Here is a 13,850-nt window from a genome sequence, read left to right as displayed (position 1 = left end):
TAGGGGGCTCGCACCGCCTCAGCCGGTACCGCCGACGACTTCCCCAGCGCCCCGGCTGGCCCGATAGGCGACCACGAAGCCCAGCGCGGCGAGCACCGCGAAGATCGCGAACAGCCAGCGAGCCGCGGGCTGACCGGTACTCATCGCGGTGTTGACCACCAGGCCGGCGATGCCCGCGCCGAACGCCCCGCCGATCAGCGTGACGGTGTTGACGGCAGCGGCGGCGGTCCCGCCCTCGGCCGGATCGTCGACGCAGCTCATGGCCCACGCCGACAGGTGCGGCCAGCCGGCGCCGACGCCGATGCCGACGACCAGCAGCGCCAGCGCCCAGATCGCGCCGACCGCGGTCGGGTTGTAACTGCTCATCCGGGCGAACGCGACCACCGACAAACCCGCCGACATCACCAGCGGCGCGCTGATCACCAGGCCGATGACCACCCGCGTCTTGCTCACCGACGCGCTGGCGATCTCGCTGATGGTCCAACCGGTCGACAGCGCGGCGCCCAGAAAGCCGGCCATCATCGGCGGCAGGTGGGCCAGCCGCTGCCCGAGCAGCGGGATGTACAGGTTGGCCTTGGTGGTGGCCATCAGCAGGCCCAGCGTCAGGTAGATCCACTTCTCCCGGCCCGGCTGGAAAGCGCTGGACGGCAGCACCGCCGACGACGAACGCCGGTCCACGACCAGAAACACCACCAGGAGGACCGCCCCGACCAGCAGCAGCCCCATCGCACCGATCAGGCTGCGCGGAAGCTGCGCGACGCTGACCGCCAGCGCGGCGCCGCCCAGCAGCAGCAGTGACCGCACCGGGAACTGCACGGGTTCGCCGCGATACCCGCTGCTCCCGGCGGGCAGCACCACACTGACCGCCACGCCCATCACCACGGTCAGAATCGCCATGAGACCGAAGGCCCACCGCCAGATGCCGAACTGGGCGAACAGGCCGCCGGCTGCCGGTCCGACCAGGGTGCCGACACCCCACATGGCGGACACCAGCCCCGAGGCCCGGGTCCACAGCCAGCTGGGCAGGACTGCGTTGATCAGCGCCCACCCCAGCCCGGCCAACAGGCCGCCGCCCATGCCCTGCAGAGTGCGACCGACCAGCAGAATTTCCATCTCGGGTGCCAGCGCACAGAGCACCGTGCCCAGGCCGAACGACAGCAGACCCATCAGGTAGGCCGAGCGGGAACCGACCCGGACCAGCACCGCGTTCGCGGCGGCCGCGGCGATCACCGAACCGACCAGGTAGAGGGTGGTCACCCAGGCGTAGAACCGCTCACCGCCGATGTCCTTGATGGTGTTGGGCAGCAGACTGATCGTCAGGAACTCGTTGGTGGCGTACAGCGCCACACCGCCGGCCAGCACGGCCGCGGTGCCCAGGTAGCGCCTACCGAGCAGCTCACGCCAGCTGCCAGTACTAACAGCGGAGTCATGCACCGCTGCTTCCGTCAGTTCCACCACCGCTTGCAGTCAATCACGGATCGCCATCCCACGCGAAAATGGACCGGCCGCCTGGCGCGTCACTTGATGCCGGCCGCGTCCATACCCCGCAGTTCCTTCTTGAGGTCGGCGATCTCGTCGCGGATCCGGGCCGCCAGCTCGAACTGCAGATCACGTGCCGCGTTCATCATCTGCTCGGTGAGGTCCTTGACCAGATCGGCCAGTTCGGCCCGGGGCATGTTGCTGGTGTCGCGGCCTTCGAAGACCCCCGCGCTGACTGCCCGGCCGGGCTCGCCCTGGGCGCGCCGCCCGCGTGAGGCGTTACGGCCCGACCCGGCGACCTCGATCGATTCGGTGTCCTCCACCTCCCGGTAGACCTGGTCGAGGATGTCGGCGATCTTCTTGCGCAGCGGCTGGGGGTCGATGCCGTTGGCCTCGTTGTAGGCGACCTGCTTGGCCCGGCGGCGTTCGGTTTCGTCGATGGCCTCCCTCATCGAGTCGGTGATCTTGTCGGCGTACATGTGCACTTCGCCCGAGACGTTGCGGGCGGCGCGACCGATGGTCTGGATCAGGCTGCGGGTGGAGCGCAGGAAGCCCTCCTTGTCGGCGTCGAGGATCGACACCAGCGACACCTCGGGCAGGTCCAGCCCCTCACGCAGCAGGTTGATGCCGATCAGCACGTCGTAGTCGCCGAGCCGCAGCTGCCGCAACAGCTCCACCCGCCGCAGCGTGTCGACCTCGGAGTGCAGGTAGCGCACCCGGATCCCCATCTCCAGCAGGTAATCGGTGAGGTCTTCGGCCATCTTCTTGGTCAGGGTGGTGACCAGCACCCGCTCGTCGGCCTCGGTGCGCTGCCGGATCTCGGCGATCAGATCGTCGATCTGGCCCTTGGTCGGCTTCACCACGACCTTGGGGTCCACCAGGCCGGTCGGGCGGATCACCTGCTCGACGAACTCGCCGCCGGCCTGGCTGAGTTCATAGGGCCCCGGGGTGGCCGACATGTACACCGTCTGGCCGATCCGGTCGGCGAACTCCTCCCAGGTCAGCGGCCGGTTGTCGCACGCCGAGGGCAACCGGAACCCGAATTCGACCAGGTTGCGCTTACGCGACATGTCGCCCTCGTACATACCGCCGATCTGCGGCACGGTGACATGCGACTCGTCGATGATGAGCAGGAAATCCTCGGGGAAGTAGTCGAGCAGGGTGGCCGGGGGCGTGCCGGCGCCGCGACCGTCGATGTGGCGCGAATAGTTCTCGATGCCCGAGCAGAAGCCGACCTGGCGCATCATCTCGATGTCGTAGTTGGTGCGCATCCGCAGCCGCTGGGCCTCCAGCAGTTTTCCGTGGCTCTCCAGCTCTTCGAGCCGGACGGCCAGCTCCGCCTCGATGGTGGAGATGGCCTGGGTCATCCGTTCCGGGCCTGCGACGTAGTGGGTGGCCGGGAAGATGCGCAGCGAGTCGACCTTGCGCACCACGTCTCCGGTGAGCGGATGCAGGTAGTACAGCGCTTCGATCTCGTCGCCGAAGTACTCGATGCGGACCGCCAGCTCCTCATAGGAGGGGATGATCTCGACGGTATCGCCGCGCACCCGGAAGGAACCGCGGGTGAACGCCATGTCATTGCGGGTGTACTGCACGTCGACCAGCAGCCGCAGCAGCCCGTCGCGCGGCACCTCCGCGCCGACCTGCAGCTCCACCGAGCGGTCCAGGTAGGACTGCGGGGTGCCCAGGCCGTAGATGCAGGACACCGAGGCCACCACCACGACATCGCGCCGGGACAGCAGGCTGGAGGTGGCCGAGTGGCGAAGCCGCTCGACGTCGTCGTTGATCGAGCTGTCCTTCTCGATGTAGGTGTCGGTCTGGGCGATATAGGCTTCCGGCTGGTAGTAGTCGTAGTACGAAACGAAGTACTCGACGGCGTTGTGCGGCAACATCTCTCGCAGCTCGTTAGCCAGCTGCGCGGCCAGCGTCTTGTTCGGCGCCATCACCAGGGTGGGACGCTGCAGCCGTTCGATCAGCCAGGCCGCGGTGGCCGACTTGCCGGTGCCGGTGGCGCCCAGCAGCACCACATCCTTCTCCCCCGAGGTGATTCGGCGTTCCAGGTCGGCGATGGCGGCCGGCTGGTCACCGGCCGGCTGAAACTCGCTGACGACCTCGAACCGGCCGCCGGCGCGGACGATGCCTTCCACGGCGTCTGCGGCGGGCCGGTACTCCGAATGCGCGACGATAGGGTGTTCGGTTGCGAAGGCCACGAAAGCCAGAGTAGGCCCGCCCGGCGACAAGGCAGAGCGCGCCAGCGCGATGAGGAGGAGCCGGGCCATAGGCTGGGTCTCCGACAGCGAGAGGCGGCCAGCGGTGCATCCACCCAAGGAAGAGACCTTCGACCTGCGCGGCTACACCAATACCGACCCCAAAGGGGTGGTGCGCGACGTCGACGTCTACACGGTGCACCCGTGGGGCCTCTACCTGGCGCGCCCCACCCCGGGCCGGGCCCAGTTCCACTACCTGGAGTCCTGGCTGCTGCCGTCGCTGGGGCTGCGCGCGACCGTCTTCCACTTCAGCCCGGGGTATGAACGCGACCAGGACTTCTACCTCGACGTCGGCGAGTACACCGCGGGACCGGAGCGCTGGCACTCCCGGGACCACTACCTGGATCTGGTGGTCCGCACCGCATCCGGCGTCGAGCTCGCCGACACCGACGAGCTGATGGCCGCCGTCGCCGAGGGCCTGCTGAGCCGGCACGACGCCGAACACGCGGTGCTGCGTGCGGTGGCCGCCGTCGACGGTCTGGCCCGAAACGGCTACGACCTGCACCGATGGCTGAGTAGTCAGGGCATGCCGGTGACCTGGCCGGTCAGCGACGGGCTCCGGGGGTCGCCACCAGGATCTCGGTAGTCGCCGGGTCCTCGGTGACGGGCCGGGGCCGGGTGAGCGACGAGGTGGGCAGCACCTTGATCGGCCACCAGAACCAGCGGCCCAGCAGCGCCGCGATCGACGGCGTCATGAACGCCCGGATGATGAAGGTGTCGAACAGCAGGCCCAGACAGATCGCGGTCCCGGACTGACCGATCGAGATCAGGTCACTGCTGATCATCGCGCCCATGGTGAACGCGAACACCAGGCCCGCCTGGGTGGCCACGCTGCCCGATCCCCCGACGCCGCGGATGATCGCGGTGTTCATCCCGGCGCCGAGTTCCTCCTTGAAGCGGGACACCAGCAGCAGGTTGTAGTCCGACCCCACCGCCAACAGGATGATCACGGTGAACGGCAGCACGAACCAGTGCAGTTGCAGGCCGAGGATGTGCTGCCAGACCAGCACCGACAGCCCGAATGACGAGCCCAGCGAGACCGCTATGGTTCCGACGATCACCGCGGCCGCCACCAGGCTGCGGGTCAGCACCAGCATGATGATCAGGATCAGGCACAGCGACGCCATCACCGCCAGCATCATGTCGTATCTCAAGAACTCGCCGATGTCGTGATAGGTCGCCGCCGTGCCGCCGATGTAGACCCGGGCGCCCTGCAGCGGAGTGCCCTTGATCGCCGCCTTGGCAGCGGTCAGCTCCTCCTGCGTCTTGGAGAGCGCCGCGTTGCCCGCCGGGTCGCCCTCGTGGGTGACGATGATCTGCGCGGACTTCCCGTCCGGCGAGACCATCAGCTTGAGGCCCTTCTGGAAGTCGGCGTTGTCGAAGGCCTCCGGCGGCAGATAGAAGAAGTCGTCGTTCTTGGCGGCATCGAAGGCCTGCCCCATGACGGTCGCGGTGTCGGTCATCCGGGCCATCTGGTTGATCATCCCGTTGAACGTGCTGTACATCGTCAGCGTCGTCTCGCGAATGTCCTTGGAGATGGCGATCATCGGCGGCAGCTGCGCCACCAGCTGCGGCATCAGGGTGTCCATGTGCTCCAGGTCGCCCAGCATCGCGGTCATCTTGTCGCTGAGGTTGTCGACCCCGTCGAGTCCGTCGAAGATCGACCGCAGCGACCAGCACATCGGGATGCCCGAGCAGTGCGGCTCCCAATAGAAGTAGTTGCGCATCGGACGCCAGAAGTCGTCGAAATCAGCCAGGTGGTCCCGCATTTCGTCGGTGACCTGTTTCATCTCGGTGGTATGGCCCACCATGTCGTGGGTGACGCCGGCCTGCTCCGACATCAGGGCCTGCATGCGCTCCATGATCTCGATCATCGAACCGAGCTGGTCGGTCATGTGCAGCATGTCGGCCATCCGGCCTTTGAGATAGTCCAGGTTCTCGGTGATGGGCACCGACTGCATGCTCAGCTGAAACGGCACCGAGCTGTGGTCGATCGGCGCCCCTAGCGGCCGAGTGATGCTCTGTACCTTGTCGATTCCGTCCAGACGGAATATGTTCTTCGCGATCCGATCCAGTACCAGCATGTTGCCCGGCGTCCGCAGATCCTGATCGGTCTCGACGAGCACGATGTCCGGGTTCATCCGGGCCTTGGAGAAGTGCCGATACGACGCCTCATAGCCCTGAATCGACGGCAGGCTGTCGGGGATGTAGTACTGGTCATTGTAGTTCACCGAGTACGACGGCAACACGGCGATCCCGATCAGGGCGACGATCATGGTCACCACGAAGATCGGCCCCGGCCAGCGCACGATCGCGGTCCCGATCCGGCGCCAGCCCCGCGCCGAGAGTTTCCGCTTGGACTCCAGCAGGCCGAATCGCGTGCCCAGCAGCAGAACCGCGGGGGTGATCGTCATCGCCGCGGCGACCACGACCAGCATGCCGACCGCACACGGCACCCCCATGGAGGCGAAATAGGGCAGCCGGGTGAACTTCAGGCAGAACGTGGCGCCGGCGATGGTCAAACCCGAGCCCAGCACCACGTGCGAAACACTGTGGTAGGTGGTGAAATACGCGGTGACGCGGTCTTGACCCGCCGCCCTGGCCTCCTGATAGCGGCCGATGAAAAATATCGCGTAGTCGGTACCGGCCGCGATCGCCAGCGAGGTCAACAGGCTGACCGCGAACGTGGACAGCCCCATGATCTCGAAATGGCCCAGCACGGCCACGATCCCGCGCGCCGCACCCAACTCGACGAAGACGGTGAACAGGATCAGCAGCACCGTCGTCATCGACCGGTAGATCAGCAGCAGCATGACCGTGATCACCACGAAGGTGATCGCCGTCATCTTGAGCATGCTCTCGTCGCCGGCGTCGTTCATGTCCATGGTCAGCGCGGCCTGACCGGTCACATAGACATGCAGCCCGGGCGGCGGTGTGCTGCCGTCGACGATGTCGCGCACCGACTGCACCGACTCCTTGCCGGTGGTGGTGCCCTGGTCGCCGACCAGGTTCAGCTGCACGTAGGCGGCCTTGTCGTCCATGCTCTGGGCGCCACCGGCGGTGATCCGGTCGCCCCAGAAGTCCTGCACGTACTCGACGTGCTCGGTGTCGGCCCGCAGCTTCTCCACCAGGCCGTGGTAGTAGGTGCGCGCCTGGTCGCCGAGCGGTTCGTCGCCCTCCAGCAGCACCATCACCATGCTGTCGGAGTCGAACTGCTCGAAGTTGGCGCCCTGTTTCTTGATCGCCTGGTAGGACTGGGCGTCCTTGGCCGCCAATGACACCGAGTGCGCCTTGCCGACCTCTTCGAGCTGCGGCACAACGACGTTGACGACGACGGTGAGCGCCAGCCACGCCACCACGACCAGGAGCGGTACGCGGTGGATGAACTGCGCGACGCGGGAACGGGTGACGGTGTCGGTGTCGCTCATGCCGACTTCACCAGACAAAAGACCTGAGCGTTGTGGGTGTCGACCGTCTGCTCGTCACGCACTTCGCCGTTGACGGTGATGCGGCAGCCGATCGAGCTGCTGTCGCCCTGGGCGACCACGTTGGCGAAGATGGACGTCAGCTTGGTGGAGATGGTGAACGACCACGGCAGGGTGGTGAATTCGGCCCGCTGCGGCTGCGAGTTCTCGTCGAGGTAGTTCACCTGGCCGACCGTGCCCTCGGGTCCGAACACTTCGTAGACGACGTCTTTGGGGATCACGGGTCGGGACTCGTCGATGAAGGCGGTCGACGCCGGTTTGGGCGCCATCACCGCATGGATGCGAAACCCGGCAAACCCGGCCAGCGCCGCCACCAGGACCACGACCATAGGGATCCAGGCGCGCTTCACGAACTCAAAAATGGTCTTTCCCTTTCGCTTTCGCGGTAAAACCGAGGGGGCTAAAGGTGTTGCAGGGGTTCCAGCAGGTTCACGCAGCGCCGGACCTCGTCCGACAACGAACCCGCCTCCGGGTCGCGCGACCAGCGCTGGATGGCGGTGCTGGCCGTGGCCATCACCGCACTGGCGATGACTTCGACGCGCCGATCGTCGGCGGGCAACCGCAGTCGCTGAGCGATCAGCTCGACCAGCTGCGTTTCCAGCTCGGCCAATTCCGCGGTGTGAAGCCGGAGCAACTCCGGGATCTCGCAGATCATCGGCAGCAGCGTGGTGAGGCCGACCGAGTTCGCGGTATGGACCTCGATGTGGTTGATCACCAGGTCGGCCACGTCGGCCATCAGACGCTTGGCACCCGGCCCACTTCGCACCACGGCACTGAGCTCCGGGTCGAACGACGGGAACGGCAGCACTACGGACGATTCCTTGTTGGGGAAATAGTTGAAGAAGGTGCGCACACAGACACCGGCCCGCTCGCTGATCATCGGCACCGTCACCGCGTCGTAGCCCTGCGCCGCGACCAACTCGACCGCCGCGCGGTGGATGGCGGCTTCGGTTTCACGCCGCCGGCGTTCCCTCAGCGAGCTGACCTGCGGCGCACCCATCCCGAAATCATTGCACACAATGCAAACTTTGCGCGCCATGCAATTTTCGTGATTTCGCACGCTCGGCTGTGCCGACTGTGACGCACGCTACAAGTGGGGCCCATGCCGCGACCGCGCTAAACTCCGCTGATATGAACGCCAAACTGCGAATCGGTGTCGCCGCTGCCACCACCGCAGCCGTGCTCGGGTGTGGTCAGCTGTTCCCGGCGCCCGCGGCCGCCGATGACAACGACAACACCACCGAGCTGCACAACGTGACCTACATCGCGAAAGTCGACGCCTGGTCCAGCGGCAACGTGGTCACCTTCATGCGCAACGACTACGAGACCGCCAGCGCGGACCTCGACGCGTTCGGCACTCCGTTCGAGGCCAACACCGTGATGTCCGACCCCAGCAAGGCCGGCATGGTGATCCGGTTGCGCTTCCCGACCACCGCGACCGTGCACTGCGAGATCAAAGTCGACGAGGTCACCACGGTCAAAAGCGAGCGCTTCATCAACACCTGGGGCAACACCAACGACCCGCACACCGGCGCGATGCTGTGTGGCGCCCTGATCAGCAGCATGGCCTGATCAGTTTGTAGGCCCGCTCAGGGCCTCCACCCGGTGGCATCGGCCCAGGCCCAGGCCTGCCGATAGGCGGTGTCGAACCAGGGCTCCTTGACCTGCGCGTAGGCATCGATGCCACCGTCGATTCCCGCGCGTTCGGCGTCGCGTTTGACCGCCAGATACTCGGCCTGCGCGGCGGGGTTAGCGGTAAGCCAGGCCGGAAACAGCAGGGCGAACTGCTGATTGGGCCAGCCCTCGACCCGGATATGCACGTTGGTGGCCCGGCCCGGGTCCGCGGAGGCGTGAATGCGCTTGCGCCACAACGCCGGATCTCCCGCGCGATCGAACTCCGCGGCGGTGCTGCGGGCATCGGGTTTACCGTTGTCGGCGGTGATAGCCGCCACCTGCGGGTAACCGGCCCGCAGCAGGGACTCGGCGAGTTCGTCGGCCATCGCCAGCGAAGCGACCGTGACCTGAACGTCGATGACGTCTCGGGCTTCGAAGGCCTCCGGCCAGCGCACCGCGGTGGAGCCGATGTGATCCACCCGGACGGCCCGGTGCCCGCAGGCGGTGCGCAACCGGGCCAGGATGCGCTGCGCCTGATCCGGCCAGGTCGGATCGGCTTTCATCAGCTCAGTGGGCGACGGCACCGTCTGGCGGGTGATCAGGTTGTGCGCGAACGGCTTGATGCGCTGGTGCCACAGCTCCAGGGCCTGCTCGGCCAATTGGTCCGGATCGCCCGAGTTGTCCAGCCAGACGTCGGCGACGTCGCGGCGCTGCGGCTCGGTGGCCTGCGCGGCGATCCGAGCCCGCGCGTCCTCCTCCGACATGCCACGGTATTGGAGGAGTCGGGCTACTCGGGTCTCTACGTCCGCGTGCACCACGATCACCAGCGGGAACAGCGGGGCCATCTGCGATTCGACCAGCAGCGGGATGTCCTCGACGATCACCGCCTCGTCACCGGCCTCGGCGATCAGCTCCGCGCGGCGGTGTGCCACCAGCGGGTGCACGATGCCGTTGAGGGTGGCCCGCTTGTCGTCGTCACTGAACGCGATCGCGGCCAGCGCCGGACGATCCAAAGCTCCGTCGGAAAGCAGGATGCCCGGCCCGAAGGCCTCGACCAGTTTGGCGAGGCCTTCGGTACCGGGCTCCACAACTTCACGGGCGATGACGTCACCGTCAACGATGACGCCACCATGGCGGCTGAAGGTCGCCGACACCGTCGACTTACCGGCGCCGATACCGCCGGTCAGACCGATACGCAGCATCTGCGCCCCTTCAACCCCACTGGGCGCTGGTTATGCGCTGTTACCGGCGAGCTTCTCCCGCAGTGCGGCGAGCTGCTCGTCGCTGGCCAGCGAACCGCCGGCCGGAGCCTCGTCGCGGTGCGAACCGTTGGCACCCGAGCGCGGCTCGGCCTGCTCGGCAGCGGCGAACTTCTCCATCTGCGTGGTGTGCATCTTGTGCCGGCGCTCGGCCTCGGCGTAGCGGGCCTCCCACTCGGTGCGCTGCTTGTCGAAACCTTCGATCCACTCGTTGGTCTCGGCGTCGAAGCCCTCGGGGAAGATGTAGTTGCCCTGCTCGTCGTAGCTGTCGGCCATGCCGTACTTGGAGGGGTCGAACTCCTCGGTGTAGTCCTCGTTGGCCTGCTTGAGGCTCAGCGAGATCCGGCGGCGGTCCAGGTCGATGTCGATGACCTTGACCATGGCGTCGTCGCCGACCGCGACCACCTGGTCCGGGACCTCGACGTGGTGCTCAGCCAGCTCGGAGATGTGCACCAGGCCCTCGATGCCCTCCTCGACGCGGACGAACGCACCGAACGGCACCAGCTTGGTGACCTTGCCCGGGACGATCTGACCGATCGCGTGGGTACGGGCGAAGTGCCGCCACGGGTCTTCCTGAGTGGCCTTGAGCGACAGCGAAACCCGCTCGCGGTCCATGTCGACGTCCAGCACCTCGACGGTGACCTCGTCGCCCACCTGAACCACCTCGGACGGGTGGTCGATGTGCTTCCAGGACAGCTCGGAGACGTGCACCAGGCCGTCCACGCCGCCCAGGTCGACGAAGGCGCCGAAGTTGACGATCGAGGAGACCACGCCCTTGCGGACGGCGCCCTTCTGCAGCTGGTTGAGGAACTCGCTGCGCACCTCGGACTGGGTCTGCTCCAGCCAGGCGCGACGCGACAGCACCACGTTGTTGCGGTTCTTGTCCAGCTCGATGATCTTGGCTTCGATCTCTTTGCCGATGTAGGGCTGCAGGTCGCGGACCCGGCGCATCTCCACCAGCGAGGCCGGCAGGAAGCCGCGCAGCCCGATGTCGAGGATCAGGCCGCCCTTGACGACCTCGATGACGGTGCCCTTGACGGCCTCGTCCTTCTCCTTGAGCTCTTCGATGGTGCCCCAGGCGCGCTCGTACTGGGCGCGCTTCTTGGACAGGATCAGACGACCCTCTTTGTCCTCTTTGGTCAGGACCAGGGCCTCGACCTCATCACCGACGGACACCACCTCGTGGGGGTCGACGTCGTGCTTGATGGACAGTTCGCGGGAGGGGATGACCCCTTCGGTCTTGTAACCGATGTCGAGCAGGACCTCGTCCCGGTCAACCTTGACGATGGTCCCTTCGACGATGTCGCCATCGTTGAAGTACTTGATCGTTTTGTCGATGGCGGCGAGAAAGTCCTCGGCCGAGCCGATGTCGTTGACGGCTACTTGCGGCGAGGTGACGGTGGGACTTGGCATGTGTTGGGTTGCTCCGGACATTTTGACGTAGTAGGGACGGGGTCTTGTCACGCATGCTGCGCATGCGGTCGCCCACGATCTGGTCTAGGACTAGTCGAGGACTACCTGTTGAGGCTACTCGACGCGTTGCACGCTGGACAAACCGGTGGCTACGCTCCCTCGCTATGCCCCAGACGCGGAACCGGCGGAGAGTCGGAGCGCCGCTCATTGTGATCGTCCTGCTCGCCATCCTCACGGTGTTCCTGCTGCTGCTGTTCACCGCGGCCAACCCGGGCGGGACCCTGACCGCGCTGGTACTGGCGAGCATGTCGATGCTGGTGGTGCTGTTGTGCTACCGCTGGCTGGATCGCTGGGAGCCCGAGCCGCGCCGGCTGCTGCAACTGGCGTTCTTGTGGGGCGCATCGGTCGCCGTGGTGCTGGCGGTGGGCCTGGAGACCTTCGGGTCCTCGGTCGCCACGGTGCGGCCGCTGGTGTCGAAGACCTTCGACATGGCGGCCATCCAGGCGCCGTTCATCGAGGAGGCCGCCAAGGGCCTGTTCCTGTTGGTGATGCTGACCGGACGCCGGCGGCTGGCGCTGAACTCGCTGACCGACTGCATGGTCTATTCGGGCGTCGTGGCGGTGGGTTTCGCCTGGATGGAGGACATCGTCTACATCGCGCCGGCCGAATCACCGGCCAAAATGGCCGCGGTGGCCATCGCCCGGCTGATCTTCGGCCCGTTCGCCCACCCGCTGTTCACCACCATGACCGGAATCGGGGTGTTCTTCGCGCTACGCCGCCACGGGTTCTGGTCCAAAACCTTCGTGATTCTGCTCGGCTACCTGGGGGCGGTGGCGATGCACGCGTCGTGGAACGCCTCACTGGCGATGGGTGGCGGGCAGTTGTTCCTGGTGACCTACCTGTTCTGGCTGGTGCCGGTGTTCCTGCTGATGGTGCTGCTGGGCATGCTGAGCCGTCGGCACGAACAGCATCTGGTGGCGACCAAACTGCCCGGCATGGTGGCCGGCGGCTTGATCAGCGCCAACGAGGCGACGTGGCTGGGATCGATCCGAACTCGCAAGCACGCGATCCGCGAGGCCAAGCGCATCGGTGGCCGAGCCGCCGGCCGGGCCGTGAAGAAGTTCGCCGTCCAAGTGGTCCGGCTGGCATTCATCCGGGACCGCATCGATCGCGGGTTCGGTGACCCCGAGGTGTTCGCGGTGCAGCAGGAGGACGCCTACGGCGTGGTGGCCGCCCGGGCGGCGGCGCCGGTGCTCTACACCATGGCCGGGTATCACGCTCCGCTGCCGGTACGGCGCTGATCTCCGGGAGCCACCGCCATGTCGCTGCGCAATCGCCTCACCGACCACTTCGGTATCGACCACCCGATCGTGCTGGCGCCGATGGCGCAGGCATCCGGAGGCCGGCTGGCCGCGGCGGTCACCCGTGCCGGTGGGCTCGGTCTGCTCGGCGGGGGTTACGGCGACCCGGACTGGGTGCAGCGCGAATTCGATGCCGCCGGCGACGCACGCGTCGGATGCGGATTCATCACCTGGAGCCTGGCTCGCGCACCGGAGGCTCTCGCCGTCGCACTCGACCGGGACCCGGCGGCCATCATGCTTTCCTTCGGTGACCCCACGGCCTTCGCCGGTGACATCCGCGACGCGGGCGTTTCGCTGATCTGCCAGGTGCAGACCCTTGAGCAGGCCCACACGGCGCTGCGGGCGGGGGCGAAAGTGATCGTGGCCCAAGGCACCGAGGCCGGCGGCCACGGCATGTCGGGTCCTTCGACCATGACGTTCGTCCCGGCCGTAGTCGACCTGGTAGCCGATTACTCGCCGGAGACATTCGTGTTGGCCGCGGGCGGTATCGCCGACGGTCGCGGGGTGGCCGCGGCACTGGCGCTCGGCGCCGACGGCGTTGTCGTCGGCACGCGGTTCTGGGTCGCCAGCGAGGCACTCGTGCCACCCGAAGCGCACGAGCGAGCCATCCGGGCCAGCGGCGAGGACACCGTCCGGACTCGCGCCTACGACCTTGTGCGACAACTCGATTGGCCTGCCCACTACGACGAGCGGGCGCTACGCAACGCGTTCCTGCGGACCTGGCACGGCGACGAGAGCCACTTGCGGGCCAACCTGCCCGAGGCCATCGCTGAGTTTGAGGCGGGAGTCGCAGCAGCCGACTTCGACATCGCCCACCTCTTGGTCGGTGAGGCCGTCGGACTCATCCACGACGTCATGCCCGCGGGCGCCATCGTGGCACAGATGGTCCACGACGCCGCCAGGATCCTGAACCGCGGCGCGTGATGATCAGCCGTTAGACGGTATGGGGTGACGCCCGGCTTTCGTCGGGGG

General features: G+C 66.8%; 11 protein-coding genes. 4 read left to right on the top strand and 7 right to left on the bottom strand.

The window, feature by feature from the left end:
- Positions 1 to 18: 18 nt before the first annotated feature.
- Together N416_RS0114695 and uvrB are read right to left on the bottom strand one after the other, a co-directional pair.
- Positions 19 to 1,449 (bottom strand): MFS transporter, encoded by a 1,431-nt coding sequence (locus N416_RS0114695; protein ID WP_024442863.1) that lies wholly within the window; start codon positions 1,447 to 1,449, stop codon positions 19 to 21.
- A 68-nt stretch (positions 1,450 to 1,517) separates the two neighbouring features.
- Positions 1,518 to 3,689, bottom strand: coding sequence for an excinuclease ABC subunit UvrB (gene uvrB, locus N416_RS0114690; RefSeq protein ID WP_024442862.1), 2,172 nt, complete (start codon positions 3,687 to 3,689; stop codon positions 1,518 to 1,520).
- A gap of 103 nt (positions 3,690 to 3,792) precedes the next feature.
- Between uvrB and N416_RS0114685 the strand changes: the two genes are divergently transcribed.
- Positions 3,793 to 4,332 (top strand): DUF402 domain-containing protein, encoded by a 540-nt coding sequence (locus N416_RS0114685; protein ID WP_024442861.1) that lies wholly within the window; start codon positions 3,793 to 3,795, stop codon positions 4,330 to 4,332.
- Here N416_RS0114685 and N416_RS0114680 read toward each other — a convergent pair.
- Genes N416_RS0114680 through N416_RS22190 form a run of 3 tightly spaced genes read right to left on the bottom strand, consistent with a single transcriptional unit; the run spans position 4,292 to position 8,231 of the window.
- Complete coding sequence (locus N416_RS0114680) at positions 4,292 to 7,174, bottom strand: RND family transporter (RefSeq protein WP_024442860.1); 2,883 nt, start codon at positions 7,172 to 7,174, stop codon at positions 4,292 to 4,294. The genes N416_RS0114685 and N416_RS0114680 overlap by 41 nt on opposite strands.
- Complete coding sequence (locus tag N416_RS0114675; RefSeq protein WP_081654583.1) at positions 7,171 to 7,593, bottom strand: MmpS family transport accessory protein; 423 nt, start codon at positions 7,591 to 7,593, stop codon at positions 7,171 to 7,173. The genes N416_RS0114680 and N416_RS0114675 overlap by 4 nt, the downstream gene beginning before the upstream one ends.
- A gap of 38 nt (positions 7,594 to 7,631) precedes the next feature.
- Entirely contained in the window at positions 7,632 to 8,231 is a 600-nt protein-coding gene (locus tag N416_RS22190) for a TetR family transcriptional regulator (protein WP_024442858.1), read from the bottom strand.
- Positions 8,232 to 8,362: 131 nt separating this feature from the next.
- Here N416_RS22190 and N416_RS0114665 point away from each other — a divergent pair, with 131 nt between their 5' ends.
- Entirely contained in the window at positions 8,363 to 8,803 is a 441-nt protein-coding gene (locus N416_RS0114665; protein WP_024442857.1) for a hypothetical protein, read from the top strand.
- 17 nt (positions 8,804 to 8,820) lie between these two features.
- Here N416_RS0114665 and coaE read toward each other — a convergent pair whose 3' ends face one another.
- The gene (gene coaE / locus N416_RS0114660) at positions 8,821 to 10,047 is read right to left on the bottom strand and encodes a dephospho-CoA kinase (protein ID WP_024442856.1); all 1,227 of its coding nucleotides are present in this window, start codon (positions 10,045 to 10,047) and stop codon (positions 8,821 to 8,823) included.
- Positions 10,048 to 10,077: 30 nt separating this feature from the next.
- Positions 10,078 to 11,517, bottom strand: coding sequence for a 30S ribosomal protein S1 (rpsA, locus tag N416_RS0114655; RefSeq protein WP_024442855.1), 1,440 nt, complete (start codon positions 11,515 to 11,517; stop codon positions 10,078 to 10,080).
- Positions 11,518 to 11,681: 164 nt separating this feature from the next.
- Between rpsA and N416_RS0114650 the strand changes: the two genes are divergently transcribed.
- The gene (locus N416_RS0114650; protein ID WP_024442854.1) at positions 11,682 to 12,818 is read left to right on the top strand and encodes a PrsW family intramembrane metalloprotease; all 1,137 of its coding nucleotides are present in this window, start codon (positions 11,682 to 11,684) and stop codon (positions 12,816 to 12,818) included.
- 18 nt (positions 12,819 to 12,836) lie between these two features.
- Positions 12,837 to 13,802: a nitronate monooxygenase family protein gene (locus tag N416_RS0114645; protein WP_024442853.1), complete on the top strand. Its 966-nt coding sequence runs from the start codon at positions 12,837 to 12,839 to the stop codon at positions 13,800 to 13,802.
- Positions 13,803 to 13,850: the final 48 nt, after the last annotated feature.

The organism is Mycobacterium sp. UM_WGJ, from assembly GCF_000455125.1.
Classification (GTDB): domain Bacteria; phylum Actinomycetota; class Actinomycetes; order Mycobacteriales; family Mycobacteriaceae; genus Mycobacterium.
Note: the sequence above shows the minus strand (reverse complement) of the source record. Positions and strands in the feature narration are given on the sequence as shown.

Coding starts and splice junctions, on each gene's coding strand:
- N416_RS0114645 (WP_024442853.1), top strand. CDS start 12,837: ATGTCGCTGCGCAATCGCCTCACCGACCACTTCGGTATCGACCACCCG.
- coaE (WP_024442856.1), bottom strand. CDS start 10,047: ATGCTGCGTATCGGTCTGACCGGCGGTATCGGCGCCGGTAAGTCGACG.
- N416_RS0114665 (WP_024442857.1), top strand. CDS start 8,363: ATGAACGCCAAACTGCGAATCGGTGTCGCCGCTGCCACCACCGCAGCC.
- N416_RS0114680 (WP_024442860.1), bottom strand. CDS start 7,174: ATGAGCGACACCGACACCGTCACCCGTTCCCGCGTCGCGCAGTTCATC.
- N416_RS22190 (WP_024442858.1), bottom strand. CDS start 8,231: ATGGGTGCGCCGCAGGTCAGCTCGCTGAGGGAACGCCGGCGGCGTGAA.
- N416_RS0114650 (WP_024442854.1), top strand. CDS start 11,682: ATGCCCCAGACGCGGAACCGGCGGAGAGTCGGAGCGCCGCTCATTGTG.
- rpsA (WP_024442855.1), bottom strand. CDS start 11,517: ATGCCAAGTCCCACCGTCACCTCGCCGCAAGTAGCCGTCAACGACATC.